The organism is Cylindrospermum sp. FACHB-282 (assembly GCF_014697195.1).
In the GTDB taxonomy this organism is placed as follows: Bacteria; Cyanobacteriota; Cyanobacteriia; order Cyanobacteriales; family Nostocaceae; genus Cylindrospermum.
Genome location: NZ_JACJRJ010000005.1, coordinates 129,427 through 144,598 on the forward strand (window position 1 = coordinate 129,427; position 15,172 = coordinate 144,598).

Consider the following 15,172-nt stretch of genomic DNA (forward strand, 5'->3'; position numbering starts at 1 on the left):
ATGTGGTCATGGGTAATTGGTAATTGGTGATTTTCAAAAAACCATTACCGGTTACCTATTACCGATTACCGATTACCGATTACCAAATCTATGAAATATTCCCTAGCGGCAAATGGCGCTCAAGCACGTCAGACTAAAGAGAGATTCGCTAAACCAGAGGAGCAATTATCCTATGAATTAGGCAAGGCGGTACAGGAATTACCATCGCTCTATATCAGACTATTGGCGGGAACGATTAGCGTTATAGTATTTGGCGCGATCGCCTGGGCATATTTTTCAGAAATTGATGAAGTCGCTACAGCACCAGGGGAATTAATCGCTGCCACACAGGTAAGACCGGTCACAGCCTTGGGTGGAGGGACAATTTTGTCTGTGAAAGTCAAAGAAGGCGATCGCGTTAGCAAAGGACAAGTTCTGATTCAGCGAGATCCAGACTTACAACAAACCGATGTGGCCCGCTTCGCCAAATCTAGTAAATTGATTCAAGACGACTTGCAACGTTTGGATGCAGAACGCAGCGGCAGCAAAAATGCAGGGACGAAACTGCAAGATGAACTGTTAAACTCCCGGTTGTTAGACTACCAAGCGCGTCAAGCAACGGCAGAAGCAGAAGCAAATCGCCAATTGTCACTGATCAATCAAGCCAAAGTCCGCTCAACTCGCCTACAAGATAACTTAGTTAACGCCAAAACCAGCCTCACCAACGCCAAAGAAAACTTGATTAACGCCCAAAGCATTAGCGTTAGAGTTGAAAGTAATTTAGCGATCGCCCAAAAAAGAGAAGCAGGACTACGCACCCTAGTTACTCCCGGTGCTGTACCGCGAATTGATTACCTGGACTCCCAAGAAAGATTAACTCGTGCCAAAACAGAAATCACCAGAGCCAAAGATGAAGTTACCAACGCCCAAAATCGGGTAACAGAAGCTCAAGACAAAGTTGCATCTTTACAAAAAGATATCGCCGCCCAAATCCAAGAAATTCGCCAGGCTGAACAAGCCTATCAAGCTGCACGTAATCAGGGTCTACGTTTGGCATCAGAACGCCAAAGCGAAATTTTGACCCAAATCAACAAACGCAAAGAAGACCTAACCACCATCGCCGGTCAACTGGAGCAAGCCAGAAAGCAGAAAGCCTTAGAAACTATCGAGGCTCCCGTTGCAGGCACAATTTACAGAATCAAAGCCACTAAAGGGCCAGTACAATCTGGAGAAGAATTGCTGTCAATCTTACCCGAAGGCGAAGAAATGCAGCTAGAGGTGAAAGTCCTTAACCGCGATATTGGCTTTATTCGTCAGAAGATGAAGGCAAAAGTGAAAATGGCGACCTTCCCCTTCCAGGAATTTGGCGTGATTGAGGGCGAAGTTGCACAAGTCAGCCCAAATGCAATTGTTGATAAAGAATTAGGCTTAGTATTCCCCACCAGAATTAAATTAAGCAAACACTCAATCAACGTCCGGGGTCAAGAAGTTCCATTTACCCCAGGGATGGCGGCAAATGGGGAAATTGTCACTCGCAAAAAGTCAATTTTTACTTTTATTGTTGAGCCGATTACTCGCCGCTTTAGCGAAGCATTTTCTGTCAGATAAGGCATTTTTTAGAGACGTTGTCTACAACGTCTCTACAATAATTACAGCGATTTTTAGGTAAATAGACCATACCGTAGGGGCACAGCAGTGCTGTGCCCTGACGATAGATGTGGTTCAAATAGATGAAAACTGCTGTAAGCTAAAATTCGGTCAGTTTTTTTGGCGCTTTTTGACTATTCCTTCAGCATCATAATTATGATCGCTGCCAATGCTGTTGTTACTTAAACTATTATCGTAATAGCGGAATGGTGATTGATTTGCTGAACTCACTACACTGCTGTTGATGCTAGAGTTGGCAATTTGGTTTTCGCTGCTGATAGAACTGACGCTCAACTCCATTGTTGGCAGTTCATAATCACCAAACTTCACCGGCCAGCCATTTTCGCCAATGGTGACAACAACAGACGGTACTGGGATGGGTTCTGTAGATTTTGCTGATTTATTAATTGAATCAGATGTCTGGCTAGAGGTTAAAGTTTCTGAGCTACCTTCTGCCTGCCCTGTAATTATCTGACGCACTTGGGTTTGAGTCAAGTTGGGGTTAGCACTGAGCATCAGAGCAACTACCCCAGCAACATGAGGGGTAGCCATAGATGTGCCGCTATAAGTGCCGTACTGATTATTTGGTAATGAGGAGTAGACATCTACCCCTGGGGCTGTGACATAAGTGATTTCTTGGGAGCCAGAACGGTTAGAGAAGTCAGCCAGGTTATTATCTTCATCTACGGCGCCAACTGCAATGCCTGTATTGTAGGCATAGCGAGCCGGATAACCTGGGGATGAGGCACCATCATTACCTGCGGCCATGACAACAATTACACCTTTGCTGCTGGCATATTCAATAGCTGTCTTGAGAGTGTTGTTAGAATAAGAGCCTCCCAAGCTGAGGTTAATTACATTAGCGCCATTATCCGCAGCATAGCGAATGCCTTTAGCGATCGCACTATAGGAGCCTGAACCTGATTCATTCAGCACCTTAACAGGCATAATCTTGGCATCATAAGCAACACCCGTTACACCAATATCATTATTCTCTCCGGCGATTGTGCCAGCAACATGGGTACCATGACTATTGTCGTCTAGGGTATTGTTGTTATTGCTAACAAAGTTCCAGCCCTGGACATCATCAACATAGCCGTTGCCATCATCATCGATGCCATTACCGGCAATTTCTTTGCTATTAGTCCAAATATTATTCTGCAAATCTTCGTGGTTATAGTCAACCCCAGTATCTATAACTGCAACGATAACGCCCTTACCTGTGTATCCATGTTCCCAAGCTTCAGGAGCTTTGACCATATCTGCTCCCGAATTGTTGCCACCAATATTAGCAACATCATCATAAGTATCCTCACCAGCAGCTCGACTAACAGCATCAGCTGCATTCACCAAGCCATAGCCAGAGCTAGAGTTATAGTTCCCAGTACTAGAAATATTAGCAGTATCGTTGGCTGAATTAAAGCTACTACGACCACTCAAACTGAGGCTGTTATCTCCCTGAATATTGAAGGTATCAACTGAGGAGATAGGCGTAACATTTAACCCATTATTCGACAAAGAACTACTAATCTCATCAATGGGCATAAGTATTTTAGCCTCAAAAATATCAATATTTCGTGACAACGTGAACTGTGAAAACCTTTGCCATTAATAGGTTTTACAGCACAAATTATTTCCCTTTGCCAAAAAATACTATAAAATCAAATATTAAATTGCTAATTTTATTACAAATAAGATTATGTAAATTGTAATTATTTATAGCCCACCCAGATTAAATATAAATAGGACTTACACAAGTGTCACACTCAATGTAAGATTGTAGGGTGCGTCAGATATCGAAAATTTGCTCATTGTTACTGAATTACTGGGTCTGACGCACCCTACAAAGCCATGCCAGTTGCGTAAGTCCCAATAAAATCTCTTATTTTTGTCTCAATACTCTTGGTGTTAATAAAATTGTAGGTTGGGTAGAACGAAGTGAAACCCAACAAAGTCCTGGAAATGTTGGGTTTAGTCCCTCAAACCAACCTACGTAGACTTGATAGATTTTCTTAAATATGCTGATAGGGCAAAGTAATATTTTGGTACTTTGCATCTTTTAATTTTTAATTTTTAATTTTTAATTGTTTACGACTTACGCACCGCACAAATTTACTACCCGTAGGGTGCGTTCCCTAACGCACAAATCATGATTTTTAATAACACAAACCATACCGCATATTTGCTAATTTCTGTCCGTTAAGTCTTATTGTTTAAGCTTTTGTGATTTCGGCAATCGGTGTGCTACGCTCTAAATTGTATCTGGATCAATATTTAATTCCCGCAGTTTTGCAGCCAAGCGTTCTGCTCGTTGGATTTCTTGTTCTGCCGTTTCTTCTGGTGTCGGGACTAGCTCACCTTCGCGGGTAAAAAATCGTAATAGTCCTTGATATATTCCCAAATATAAACCCAATTGCTGACTCCACAGATGCCCTTGGGTATTTGGTTCTAGAGGTTCGTACTTACCATCTAATAAGTGAAAACCAGCAAATTCTAATGTATATGGGTCGAACCAAAAATAATCGGGTGTGCGAAAGGTATCTTGATAAATCTTTTTCTTTAAATCTTTGTCGGTATTAGCTGTTGATTCAGAAAGAATTTCTAGAATTAAATGAGGATATTTACCATCTTCTTCCCAAACTACCCAACTTTTACGGGTTTTGCGTTCAGTGTCCAGCACCACAAAAAAATCTGGCCCCCGGAAGTATTCTGATTTGCGTTGGTTAGGACTATAGTAAATAGTCAGGTTGCCAGCCGCGTAGAAATCATTTCTGTCTCGCCACAACCATTTTAGGCATTTGAGTAAGAGCATTATCTGCTCTAGATGCAGTTCACTTTCCAAGGGAGGTTCGTCACTGTATAAATCACCTGGGGGAAAGATAACATTTTCTGGGGTATTTTGGGGAGAGGCTAATTCTTTCGCTAGGGTCATGGAATGCTTACAGCAGTGGGTATGGGTTTATTTTAGCTGCTGTAGTTAGGCGTTGGCGTACCCACCGTAAATCGCGCAGCTTATCGGTGGGTAGGCTTTGCTCTATTCTTGCGCCTTGAAACTTGTAAACTAGAATCTTCTGTACCACCATCAACAGATGGTAGATAATACCCACCTTTATGAGTTTATCCTTCTAGTTCAGCCCTAATTTTTTCAATATGTTGGATGCTTTTGAAAGAATAAAATCTCTCAGACCATCCAAAATAACAGCACAACCTACAAAAAGTCAACATCTTACTCAAAACTTATAATATTATTTTACTAATGGGATATTGAGACAATTACTCTTCTGTACCTATGAACAGGACTACATCTAATAGTCAAAATAGTGCGTTATCCGAGTTTAAAGAAGCTCATCCTGAAGAAATACAAACAATTACTGAAGCACTAGTGAAGATAACAAGTCTTCCAGCAGAAGCCATTAAGTCTCATCTTGATGCCATGTTGGAGAAGTTAGTAAAAACCACAGAAAGTCCATTTTATGAAACAGCCTCAGATGAAGAGTGGTTTCAAGCACTGCATGAATGGAGTTATAGACATAAGCAAAACATACCTCCTTTATCTGACTATGCCGTAAGTCGGGCAGGTATCTATGAGGATGAGGAGATTTAGTGGCGTATCTTATTGATACAAATATTATATTGAGAATGGCACAGCCCAACCACCTAATGTGTGCGGAAGCTTTGAATGCACTGGGGATACTTCGGCAAAGAAAAGAAGATTGTTATCTAACTCATCAAAATCTAGTTGAGTTTTGGCGCAGTGCTACCCGTCCGGTTGAAAAAAACGGATTAGGAATGAGTTTAGCTGAAGCTGAAGCAGAACTAAAGCGTTTAGAAACACTTTTCCCCATACTGCCAGATATACCTGAGATTTACCCTGAATGGAAACGACTTGTACTTAAGTATGGGGTAATGGGTGTGAATGTTCATGACGCTAGGCTTGTGGCAGTCATAATCGCTCATGGACTGACTCACATCCTTACTTTTAATATTAAAGACTTTGCACGTTATGCGAATGAGATTACCCCTGTACATCCAACAAAGATTTGAAAAAAACCGCAGATAAACGCTAATGCAGACGGATAATTTATTGGCGTTTATCGGCGGTTAATATTAAACGTTTGCTTGCTGTCTTTGATAAAGTGACCAATACAAACCCTTTTGTTGCAATAACTGTGCGTGGGTTCCACGTTCAGCAATTACACCCTTCTCCAACACCAAAATCAAATCAGCGCGTTTGAGAGGTGCAAAACGGTGAGCAATCAAAAACACTGTGCGGTTTGCAGATGCCTTTTGAAGATTTTGCAAAACTTGCTGTTCGGTTTCACTATCCAAAGCGCTGGTAGCTTCATCTAAGATTAAAACTGGCGCTGTGGAGAGAAATAACCGCGCTAGGGCGATACGTTGTCTTTGTCCACCAGATAAAGCTGTACCCCTTTCCCCAACGTTGTTTTCGTAACCGTAGGGTAATTGACTGATGAAATCGTGAGCTACGGCTAATCTAGCAGCTTCTACCACTTGTTCGGCGGTAATATCAGGGTTGCCGAGGGTGATATTTTCCAAGATGGAACCGTTAAATAAAAAATCTTCTTGGAGAACTACGCCAATTTGTTGCCGCAAAGATGCTAAATCTGCACTTTTAATATCAAAACCATCGATGAGGATGCGTCCTGATTCAATTTGATAAAGGCGTTGCAGTAACTTTGACAGGGTACTTTTACCTGAACCACTCCGCCCGACGATGCCGACAAATTGCCCTGGTTCAACGTTAAAGGAGATGCCCCGCAGCACTGGTTCTGTGTTGGCTTTGTAGCGGAAAAAGACTTGGTCAAAACTAATTTCACCTTTGAGGGGGGGTAAAACTAGACCGGTGCCGGCTTCCGCTTCTGGGGCAACATTGAGAATATCACCAATTCGATCTACTGAAAGCAGTACTTGTTGCAGACTTTGCCACAATTGCACTAAACGCAGAAGTGGCCCTGTAACTCTGGCTGAGAGCATTTGAAAGGCAACTAATTGACCAACTGTGAGTTGATGGTCAATCACCAGCTTGGCACCAAACCAGAGGATCAACATGGTGGACAAATTGGTGAGAAAGTCGCCAATGTTGCTGCTAATGTTGGAGGTGGTAGAGGCTTTGAAACCTGTGCGGATGAAGCGGGCAAATAAGCCTTCCCAGCGATCGCGTGTTACTGGTTCTGCTGCATGGGCTTTAACCGAGTGAATCCCTGTCACCGTCTCCACTAGAAAGGATTGACTATCAGCGCTGCGGTTAAATGTTTCGTTCAGCCAACCGCGCAAAATTGGTGTCGCGACAATTGTCAAAGTGGCAAATAAGGGAAGTACCGCTAAGGCCACAAAGGTGAGAGGGATACTGTAGTAAAACATCAATACCAGGTACACCACCGCAAAGATGCTGTCGAGGATCACCGTTAAGGCTGTACCGGTGAGAAACTGGCGGATTTGTTCCAGTTCCTGAACTCTGGCTACTGTATCCCCCACCCGACGCGACTCAAAATAAGCTAGGGGTAAGCGCATTAAGTGGCGAAATAACTGGGCGGATAAACTCAAATCCAGACGCCGCGCTGTATGGGTAAAGATGAATAGCCGCAGGATGCCGAGGATAGATTCAAATGTCGCAACTAATAAAAGTGCGATCGCCATCACATCCAGAGTTGGTAAACTCTCCTGCACCATCACTTTATCAATCACAACTTGGGTAATTAACGGTGTCGTTAACCCCAAAAGCTGCAACGTAAAGGACGCCAGCAACACTTCTCCCAACAATCCCCGATACTTCCAAACCGCCGGAGTGAACCAAGCAAGGTTAAATTTCTCTTGCTTAGATATTAGTTCTGCTTGCCACAATTGCCCATCCCAAGACGCCTCAACCACAGACTGGGGCAGGCTTTCGCAAGTGCGATCAAGATTTAGGGGATTAGCGATAATTAACCGCTGGCCTTTGACACCATAAGCCACTACCCAAGTCGATTTTGGCTTTCCTAGTTCGTCTTTTTCGCTGTTGAGTGAGTCAGAATTCCACAGCATTAAAGCAGGAAACGACAATTGTCGCAAATCGCCCCAACTCACTTGCAACCGGCGCAAAACAAACCCTAGCTTTTCTGCTACCTCCACAACATTCTTTGGGCGTTGTCCCCGGAGTTGGCGTTGCACCCATTCCAGTTGCACAGCATTTTCTAACTGTTGCGCCACCATTGTTAAACAAGCAGCAGCCGGATTCGTGCTAGCAACAAAAGGATAATTGGAGATTATCGACGTAGGAGATGGCGAGATTGGCAAATTAGCAGATTGGGAAATTGGCAAATTGGGAGATTTCGGAAACGTCCCTTTCTCCTCTTCTGCTTCTAAACTTACCCAAAACTGATCAATTTGTGGAGTAGAAAATTCTGCCCACAATGCCGAATTCCAGCACACCACAACTACTTCTTTACTAGCAGCTACGGCTTTACACTCACCAGCTAATTTTTGTAAGTCGCCAAACCAATCCCCCGCTTCTAGGGATGCTAAAGGTTTGCCAACACTGCCGTCTCGCAAGCGGACTTTTCCCACAGCAATAAAGAATTGGTAACCTCCGGTTTGTTGTGACCAGATTTTTTCCCCAAGACTATAGTGGCGGATTTCTGACTGATTTTTTAATTGGGTTTGTTGTACATCCGTAAGCCAGCATAATGGCGGTTGATTCCAAGGTACAGAAGCTAGCGCATTTTCTTGTAGAGATTGATTATCCAGAGGTTTTAGCTCACTTCTAATTTGACCGTCAAATTTTGAATTTTCGACCCTAGCCATTTCTCAAACAACTCATTTTGTAGTGTTTGTTTTAGTTGAGTATCTTCTAAAGATGCCGGCAGAAATTGCTCTACTCGAAACACAGCAAAACGCCCTTCAAGTTCTATTGGCCCTACCAATTGTCCAGGAGTCGCTGCATCCACAGCCGCCCTGACTATATCCGGCAGGGTTCCCCGGCTAATAGGGCCCATCATGCCATTAAAAATTCGCTCTTCTGCTAGAGAATATTCTTTGGCGAATTCTTCAAAACTACCTCTTTCTTCAATTTGGGTTTGTAGTTCTTCAGCCAGTTCGCGATTATCAACAAGAATCCGTGAGAGTACCACCCGATCTAAAAAGAGCTTCCGTTCAATGAAGTATTCTGAAAGTTTTGGTTCTGTGACTAAAGCTTTCAGTTTTTCTAACTTGAAGCTAAAAGTAATTGATGCATGAAATGTAGCGTAATCGCTGCCATTACTTTTTAACCATTCTTGAAAAGCTTTGGGATCACTCAGTTGATTTTTTAGCCGAAACTCAATAATTGTTTGTTCAGCTAATGAGGAACTAATCTCAATATCTTCGCGCGTTTCTATTTCTTGCTCAATTACTTGCTGGCGGAGAATAGTGCCAATGAACTGCCCCATTTTTCCGGAGGCTTGTAGATATTTTACCGCCTGTGAAATGGTAATTGGCTGGTCATTGACAGTCAAAAATGATGAAGATTCCATGAAATAAACACGTCGAAGAGATTAAAAAGCGATAAAACTTTCAATTAAATGATAGAGAAAATAGCAGAAAGTTACAGTCAAGAATGATAAAGATTCTATGAAATAAATAATAAAAAAATGTCCCTAAGCATATTTTGCCTGATTACTCGTATTTTATAGAGCAGGCTATCTAGTAAAATCCAGGGAATTTACGGTTATTATCTTCTTAGTTGAATATTAGATTCTGTCAAAAATCTCACAAATAACTGGTAAATTATTAGACAATCAAGCTTGTCCACATCAAGGCAATTAAGATGGCGGCAATCGCCCCAATTAAGGTATTCACAATATTTACTACTTCATTAGTTAGCCAGGTATATTGAGATTGCAATGTTGCCCCAATCACACTTTCTAAATTGGTGGCAATAAAAGCTGCTAGAACACACCAAACTATTCCTAATAAATCAATCAAACCAATTCCCCAGCCAAGAATGGCGATCGCCAATGACGCCACTACACCAGCTATAGTTCCCTCCAAGCTTACCGCCCCTTCTGTGCCACGGGGTACTGGTTGCAGGGTGGTAATTAAATAGGTGCTTTTACCATAAGCTTTCCCCACTTCGCTAGCAGTGGTATCAGCCAGCTTAGTACTAAAACTCGCCACATAACCCAACAGCAGCAAGGGTGTGAGGCTAGGATCTAGCAATCCTCCCTTTACCAAGCCTACACCCAACGCACACAGCGCCCCAGTTAACGCCGAACCCCAAACATTTTCTGGGCCTCTAGCCCCAGAACGCTTTTCGGCAATTCCTTCAGCTTCCTTTTGGGCCATACCAATGCGCGTCACCCCAGAACCAACCACAAAATAGAACGCCACCACTAGATATCCCTGCCAACCTAGTGTGCCCCAAATTATTATCCCCAATAACCAGGCGTGGACTAATCCGGCTGGGGTGAGCAATTTTTTGGGTGCGATCGCAACTATGCCCAACAAAATTGTATTTAATCCCACGCCAACCAACCAAGGATTTACAGAATCAATTAAAGAGAACATTAGTAATCAATCCCTTTTCTTGTGCTTTACCATACCAGTTAAAAACTGAACTCTTCCTAGTCCCCTTTTTGATTAATCGGTTCTATCAAGGCTGCTGCTACTATTGCTAAAGTTCTAGAGTCTGTCAACATCCAGGGGTGCAGTGCTACAGGCAATGTTACCTCTCGTCCCAAAAGCATTTGTGAACTCTTTGGCGGTACAATCATCAAATCATAAGGTGTCCATATAGATGTAAAATTCAACTGCTTTAACATCTGGGCATCAGAATTCAAATCTAACAAAAATGGGCTTTTGGGGCGCATTTGCACACAGCCGGGAAGTGAGGAACCATAAGCAATCACAGTTCCATTATGGGGCGAAGATATGGTGATAAATCGCTGTACACGACTAATTCCTCCTAATCGCTGGAGATAGTAGCGGCTGACTATTCCCCCCATACTGAAGCCTACCAAATCCAGTGGTTGTTCTGGTGGCAGGTGCAAAGCGACATAATTAGTTACCTGCTTTGCCAATTCATCAAGGCCTACAGCACCATTATTTGGCACTAAATCCAGGGTATACACAGACCAACCCCGTTGTCTAAGATAATGTGCCATTTTATGGAAAACTGCCCCTGTATCCCCAATGCCGTGTACCAATAACAGGGGATTACGCTGTTGATTTTCAGTGTTCATCGACAAACTTTTTCTAAACAAGCCTGTTGAAAATTTAACCAGATCCCCGACTTCTCAGAGAAGTCGGGGATCTGTCGGTTAACCAAGAATTGTTAATTATTGTTAAGCTAGCTTTCAGAATCTTGCTCTGAGTTACAGTAAAATTTAATAATAAATTCTCGGTATCGACAAGTTGCAAGTACTTGCAAGCAAAGATTTGAGAACACTTGCCCTGTAGTGTGACTAAATAGTTGATTAAGCACAAATCTATAAGCGTTGTTACAGGAATGGGATAGCGCCGAGCAAAAATGTAACATTTAGCCGTAAATTTTAATAAATACGGTCACAATCTAGATATAAAAGAGAGGAGAAATTGTAATGGGTTTTATCAAAAAATTAATCGCCGGTATTCTGGGTTTCATCACTGGGTTATTACCTGGCAAAAAGAAAGGCAACGGCTACTACTTGGAACTCAACGAAGCCGCCACTGAAACCAAACCAGCAGCATCGAATGGTGCAAAAGCTGCCCAACCAGTCGCCCCAGCTGCACCAGTTCAATCCGTAATCGCACCAACCCCCGCACCGACTGCGGCCAAAGCCACCAAAGAGAAACCATCAAAAAAAGGCAAGGCTGCCAAAGCAGAACCAGCACCAGCGGTAGCACCAGCCGCAGCTAAGAGTACAAAGGCCCCAACTGAAACTACCTTTGCCCCCAAATATCTAGATCCTGCCGCTGCAAGCTCAAATGGTCGTCGGCGTCCAGGGGCAAATATGAATCCTTTCCTCGATATGGCAACTCAGGTGAAAACTCCTGGGTAAGTTTGGTAATTGGTAATTGGTGAGCCAGTGCGCAGAACCGTCTTGTTTCCACGCCACGTGCTTTAAGCCGGGGAACCCGTCCAACGCAGTGGCTCCCCATGAGCAACTGGCGAACCCGAAGGGTAATTGGTAATGGGGCATTGGGTATTGGTAATTATTGCCCTGCCCCATTATTTTTCACAAATATGAGTCCACTATATAGCTGAAAAGCTGAGTCCCAATTACTTTGTTCCCTACGAAACAGGTCAATGTGAGATGGGATTTTATGGAGGATTTCTGTTTGATCTAATACTGTCTCTGCAAAAGCAGTGAAATTTGACCACAGCTTGACTTGAGGGATTTGCTGCTCAAGGGATTTCAGTAAGCTATTCCAATTAATCCTGATGGTATTTTGGCTGGCTTGGGGTGTGATTTCTACACCTTTTTGGAATTCATAGCCGCTGTCATAAAGTCGCAAAATGCAATTTCTGCCTGGTAGATGTAAATCACAAAATTGGGCATAGTCTTGGGTTTTGGTTTTACGTTCTAGCTGACGGCGGATGTTAACGTCTACAACTTCTTCAAAAATTGGCAATAGTCCTATAACTCTTGCTGTGACTTCTGACCAGTCAAAGGTAAGGGAACCAAGTTGATTTTCTTGATTGCGGCAAACAACGGTGGTTTTTTGAGCAAATTCTGAGAAATATTTGACTTGAAATACTTGAATTTGCTGAATTTGAGCTATTGTGACCCAGAAGCAGGGAATGCCAGCCTGCTGTAGCTGTGTACCATAATATTTGAGTTCTCCCACTTGTCCAAGGCGGTATAGTCTCCAGCCGCGACTGGGGATAACTAGTCTGGCGGTGTAGGAGTCTAGCTGCATAATTTGGGCGAATTTTTGCACAGCTAGGGTTTTGGCTTGGTTGCTGACTGGTTCTAAGATTAGTATGCCTAATTCAGTATGACTGGGTTCAGCGGTTGCTTGATTAATCGCTCTTTGTCTTTCTTCTTGCTGAATTTCTTGCAGTCGTTGCAAACCAAGACGTGCTTGCATGATTATTTTCTGATTGTTTGTACTCCGCAGCAGTTGCCGATAAATGTTTTCCGCCTCTGTCCGCTTGGAGGATACTTCATGCAGCCGTCCGAGATAAAATTGCACCCAAGGATTTTCTGGCGATTCAGTTAACAGCTGTTTGAGTAATTTGGCAGCGGTTTTATAGTCTTTGTGTTCAAAAGCGGCAGCAACTTGCTCAATCATAAAAAATCTAGGTAGTGTCAATTATACTTCACAAGCTGCTGCTACTAAGGATAATGCCACTACTGGTGCTGTCACTGCTCGCAAGATGCGCCTTCCAAGGGATACTGGTTGAAATCCAGAGGCTCGCGCATTTTCAATTTCTTTCTCCGTCCATCCCCCCTCTGGGCCAGTAGCAATGACTATCTTGTGAGCAACAATATCTATCACTTTGCTTAAATGAGGGTATTCACCACGCGCCTCACAAATATAATGGTGAGTCCCCACACCAGCGCTAACAACGGCACTAAAAGCTACAGGTTCTAAAATTGTCGGCACAAAAGACCTCTCTGATTGCTCGGCGGCTTCTGCGGCAATGCGCCGCCAGCGTTCGAGTTTTTGGGGGCTAGGATTTAGTAAGGTGCGATCGCTCAACACTGGATAAATACAAGTTACACCCAACTCTGTACAACACCGCACTACGTCATCAAATCCATTCCCTTTGGGTAAGGCTACCATCAGGGTAATTGAGATAGGTAACTCGGTTTCTACGGTGAGCGGTTCTAAAACCTGGGCCTGTTCCCCAACTAACTGCGCCAACCACCATTTACCCATACCATCCATGGCAATAAAGCGATCGCCTTCATGCAAGCGCAACACCCGCCCTAGATAGTGTAATTGCTGTGGTGTCAACAATATTTGGGCTTCTTGGAGTTGATGGGGTGCGATCGCAATTCTTTGAAGTTGAGACATTAGATTGTAGCTTTTTGTCAATGTTTTTATTACCTTAACAACCTTGAATAAACGGCTCTTCCAGACTAGGTATGATAACTTAATACTACAAAAATGCTGAAGACACTGATTTAACAAGGCTTCACCAATATAAAACAACCGATCTAATAAAAATATATTTTGATTTTATTGAATCCCTTGCTATCTAATGAATTTAAGCTAATATTAATTTTTCATAGCTATTCTAGGAAAGCCAATAATATTTAGGATCTGCCAGTTTAAAACCATCCTAGTATTGACCTAATGTTTATTATTACTGCCTTTTCCTTTATTACCTTTAATTGCCATAGATATGAAAATAATGCCGCTACAGAAAAGTAAAATACTAATTACCCAACTAGCTTTGCCTAGATTATAAAACAATGAATAACCACTAAGAAAAATCATAAATATACCAACAACAAAAAATCCAAACCTAGAAAGAAAAACCTAGAACATCCCGAAAGATGAATTTTAGGACGAATGCTAAAGATTCTTTTACCGCGAACACAAAATCAGTAAAACTCATAAACTCACCTGTGTATAAAGTAGGGATTCAGTTAGGTTGAGGGAGATCATACTCTCCCTCAACCTAACTGTACTTCCAAATAGCGGAATTTTTAATCAATCGTTGCTATACCCCATTATGTTCCCGGACGAGAGCGAATATGATCGGGTAGATGATGGCGATCGCCTAATATTTCTAACAAAGGGCCATTAACGTCAAATTTAACCATACTTACCGACGCGACCAAAATATTCACCCGATAGCGATAGCGTCCCAAATCAATTCCCAGTAAACTGCAAAGCATAATCCGAATCGTGGCTTTATGGGAAACTACTAAAACATTACCTTGGGGATGTTTTTCTTGAATTTCCGCAATTACAGGCATAGAACGGTTAGCAATATCTACCGCAGTTTCTCCCCCTAGTGGTGCATTCCAAGCGGGTTCTGTCACCCATTTTACATAGTTTTCTGCGTAATTCTCTTGGGCAAACGATTTACTCTTGGTTTCCCATTCGCCGTAACTACCTTCTCTAAGTCCGTCACGCAACTGCATATCCATACTGATAGCATCACAAAATGGACTGGCAGTTGCAATTGCACGCTTCATCGGGCTAACATAAACCCCTTCCCACTTCAATTTTTGATAAACATCGGCAAAACTGGATGCCATCTGCATTCCTTCTTTTGTCAACTCCGCATCAGTTTTACCGCAGAAATTACCACTTTGACTAAAAGTAGTTTCTCCATGTCGCAGTAAGTATAAATTGAGTGTCATAGCTTGTATTGCGATTGGGATAAAAGAGTTTGGGCAAAAATAAAATACCATCAATCTCGCAATCGAGTGTGTGACACAAGGACAAAGTAATCAATCAAAAAAGTCAATCAAGCACAAACGTTTTTCATAGCTGGCGACTAAGTAAGTAGGCGAAAAAAATTAAACTATGTTAAGCAAAGTAAAAACTATTGAAATTTGCTCGTAGTGAGCGGCTCTCAGCCCTCTTTCGTAGGGCTAAAGCCCTCACTACCAACCTTGAATTATTT

General features: G+C 42.6%; 13 protein-coding genes. 4 read left to right on the forward strand and 9 right to left on the reverse strand.

The annotated features are described in order from the left end of the window. Positions 1 to 90: 90 nt before the first annotated feature. Positions 91 to 1,587 (forward strand): HlyD family efflux transporter periplasmic adaptor subunit, encoded by a 1,497-nt coding sequence (locus tag H6G32_RS04285; RefSeq protein ID WP_190455281.1) that lies wholly within the window; start codon positions 91 to 93, stop codon positions 1,585 to 1,587. Positions 1,588 to 1,737: 150 nt separating this feature from the next. Here the strand turns inward: H6G32_RS04285 and H6G32_RS04290 are convergent, their stop codons facing one another. After that, positions 1,738 to 3,171 carry a S8 family peptidase gene (locus H6G32_RS04290; RefSeq protein ID WP_190455283.1) on the reverse strand — a complete coding sequence of 478 codons (1,434 nt, stop codon included), beginning with the start codon at positions 3,169 to 3,171 and terminating at the stop codon, positions 1,738 to 1,740. 706 nt (positions 3,172 to 3,877) lie between these two features. Next, the gene (locus H6G32_RS04295; protein ID WP_190455284.1) at positions 3,878 to 4,558 is read right to left on the reverse strand and encodes a Uma2 family endonuclease; all 681 of its coding nucleotides are present in this window, start codon (positions 4,556 to 4,558) and stop codon (positions 3,878 to 3,880) included. A 357-nt stretch (positions 4,559 to 4,915) separates the two neighbouring features. Between H6G32_RS04295 and H6G32_RS04300 the strand changes: the two genes are divergently transcribed. Both H6G32_RS04300 and H6G32_RS04305 read left to right on the forward strand, forming a co-directional pair. Further along, a complete protein-coding gene (locus tag H6G32_RS04300) occupies positions 4,916 to 5,230 on the forward strand; it encodes a hypothetical protein (protein WP_190455287.1) in 315 nt (104 codons plus the stop codon). Continuing rightward, positions 5,230 to 5,670 (forward strand): type II toxin-antitoxin system VapC family toxin, encoded by a 441-nt coding sequence (locus H6G32_RS04305; RefSeq protein ID WP_190455289.1) that lies wholly within the window; start codon positions 5,230 to 5,232, stop codon positions 5,668 to 5,670. The genes H6G32_RS04300 and H6G32_RS04305 overlap by 1 nt, the downstream gene beginning before the upstream one ends. Positions 5,671 to 5,733: 63 nt before the next feature. Here H6G32_RS04305 and H6G32_RS04310 read toward each other — a convergent pair whose 3' ends face one another. The 4 genes from H6G32_RS04310 to H6G32_RS04325 all read right to left on the reverse strand — a co-directional run bounded on the left by H6G32_RS04310 (position 5,734) and on the right by H6G32_RS04325 (position 10,841). Beyond that, positions 5,734 to 8,427, reverse strand: coding sequence for a peptidase domain-containing ABC transporter (locus H6G32_RS04310; protein WP_190455291.1), 2,694 nt, complete (start codon positions 8,425 to 8,427; stop codon positions 5,734 to 5,736). Further along, on the reverse strand, positions 8,376 to 9,134 hold the full coding sequence (locus H6G32_RS04315) for a peptidylprolyl isomerase (protein WP_190455292.1): 759 nt from the start codon (positions 9,132 to 9,134) through the stop codon (positions 8,376 to 8,378). Before H6G32_RS04315 ends, H6G32_RS04310 begins: the two co-directional genes overlap by 52 nt. Positions 9,135 to 9,390: 256 nt before the next feature. Then, positions 9,391 to 10,167 (reverse strand): TIGR00297 family protein, encoded by a 777-nt coding sequence (locus tag H6G32_RS04320; protein ID WP_190455294.1) that lies wholly within the window; start codon positions 10,165 to 10,167, stop codon positions 9,391 to 9,393. 56 nt (positions 10,168 to 10,223) lie between these two features. Further along, positions 10,224 to 10,841, reverse strand: a complete 618-nt coding sequence (locus tag H6G32_RS04325; RefSeq protein ID WP_190455296.1) for an esterase/lipase family protein — start codon at positions 10,839 to 10,841, stop codon at positions 10,224 to 10,226. Positions 10,842 to 11,198: 357 nt separating this feature from the next. Between H6G32_RS04325 and H6G32_RS04330 the strand changes: the two genes are divergently transcribed. After that, entirely contained in the window at positions 11,199 to 11,639 is a 441-nt protein-coding gene (locus H6G32_RS04330; RefSeq protein WP_190455299.1) for a hypothetical protein, read from the forward strand. Between the two features lie 154 nt (positions 11,640 to 11,793). Here the strand turns inward: H6G32_RS04330 and H6G32_RS04335 are convergent, their stop codons facing one another. From H6G32_RS04335 to H6G32_RS04345, 3 genes are all read right to left on the reverse strand, one after another. Further along, positions 11,794 to 12,876, reverse strand: coding sequence for a tetratricopeptide repeat protein (locus H6G32_RS04335; protein WP_190455301.1), 1,083 nt, complete (start codon positions 12,874 to 12,876; stop codon positions 11,794 to 11,796). A 21-nt stretch (positions 12,877 to 12,897) separates the two neighbouring features. Beyond that, positions 12,898 to 13,605, reverse strand: coding sequence for a 16S rRNA (uracil(1498)-N(3))-methyltransferase (locus H6G32_RS04340; RefSeq protein ID WP_190455304.1), 708 nt, complete (start codon positions 13,603 to 13,605; stop codon positions 12,898 to 12,900). A gap of 662 nt (positions 13,606 to 14,267) precedes the next feature. Next, entirely contained in the window at positions 14,268 to 14,906 is a 639-nt protein-coding gene (locus H6G32_RS04345; RefSeq protein WP_190455307.1) for a histidine phosphatase family protein, read from the reverse strand. Positions 14,907 to 15,172: the final 266 nt, after the last annotated feature.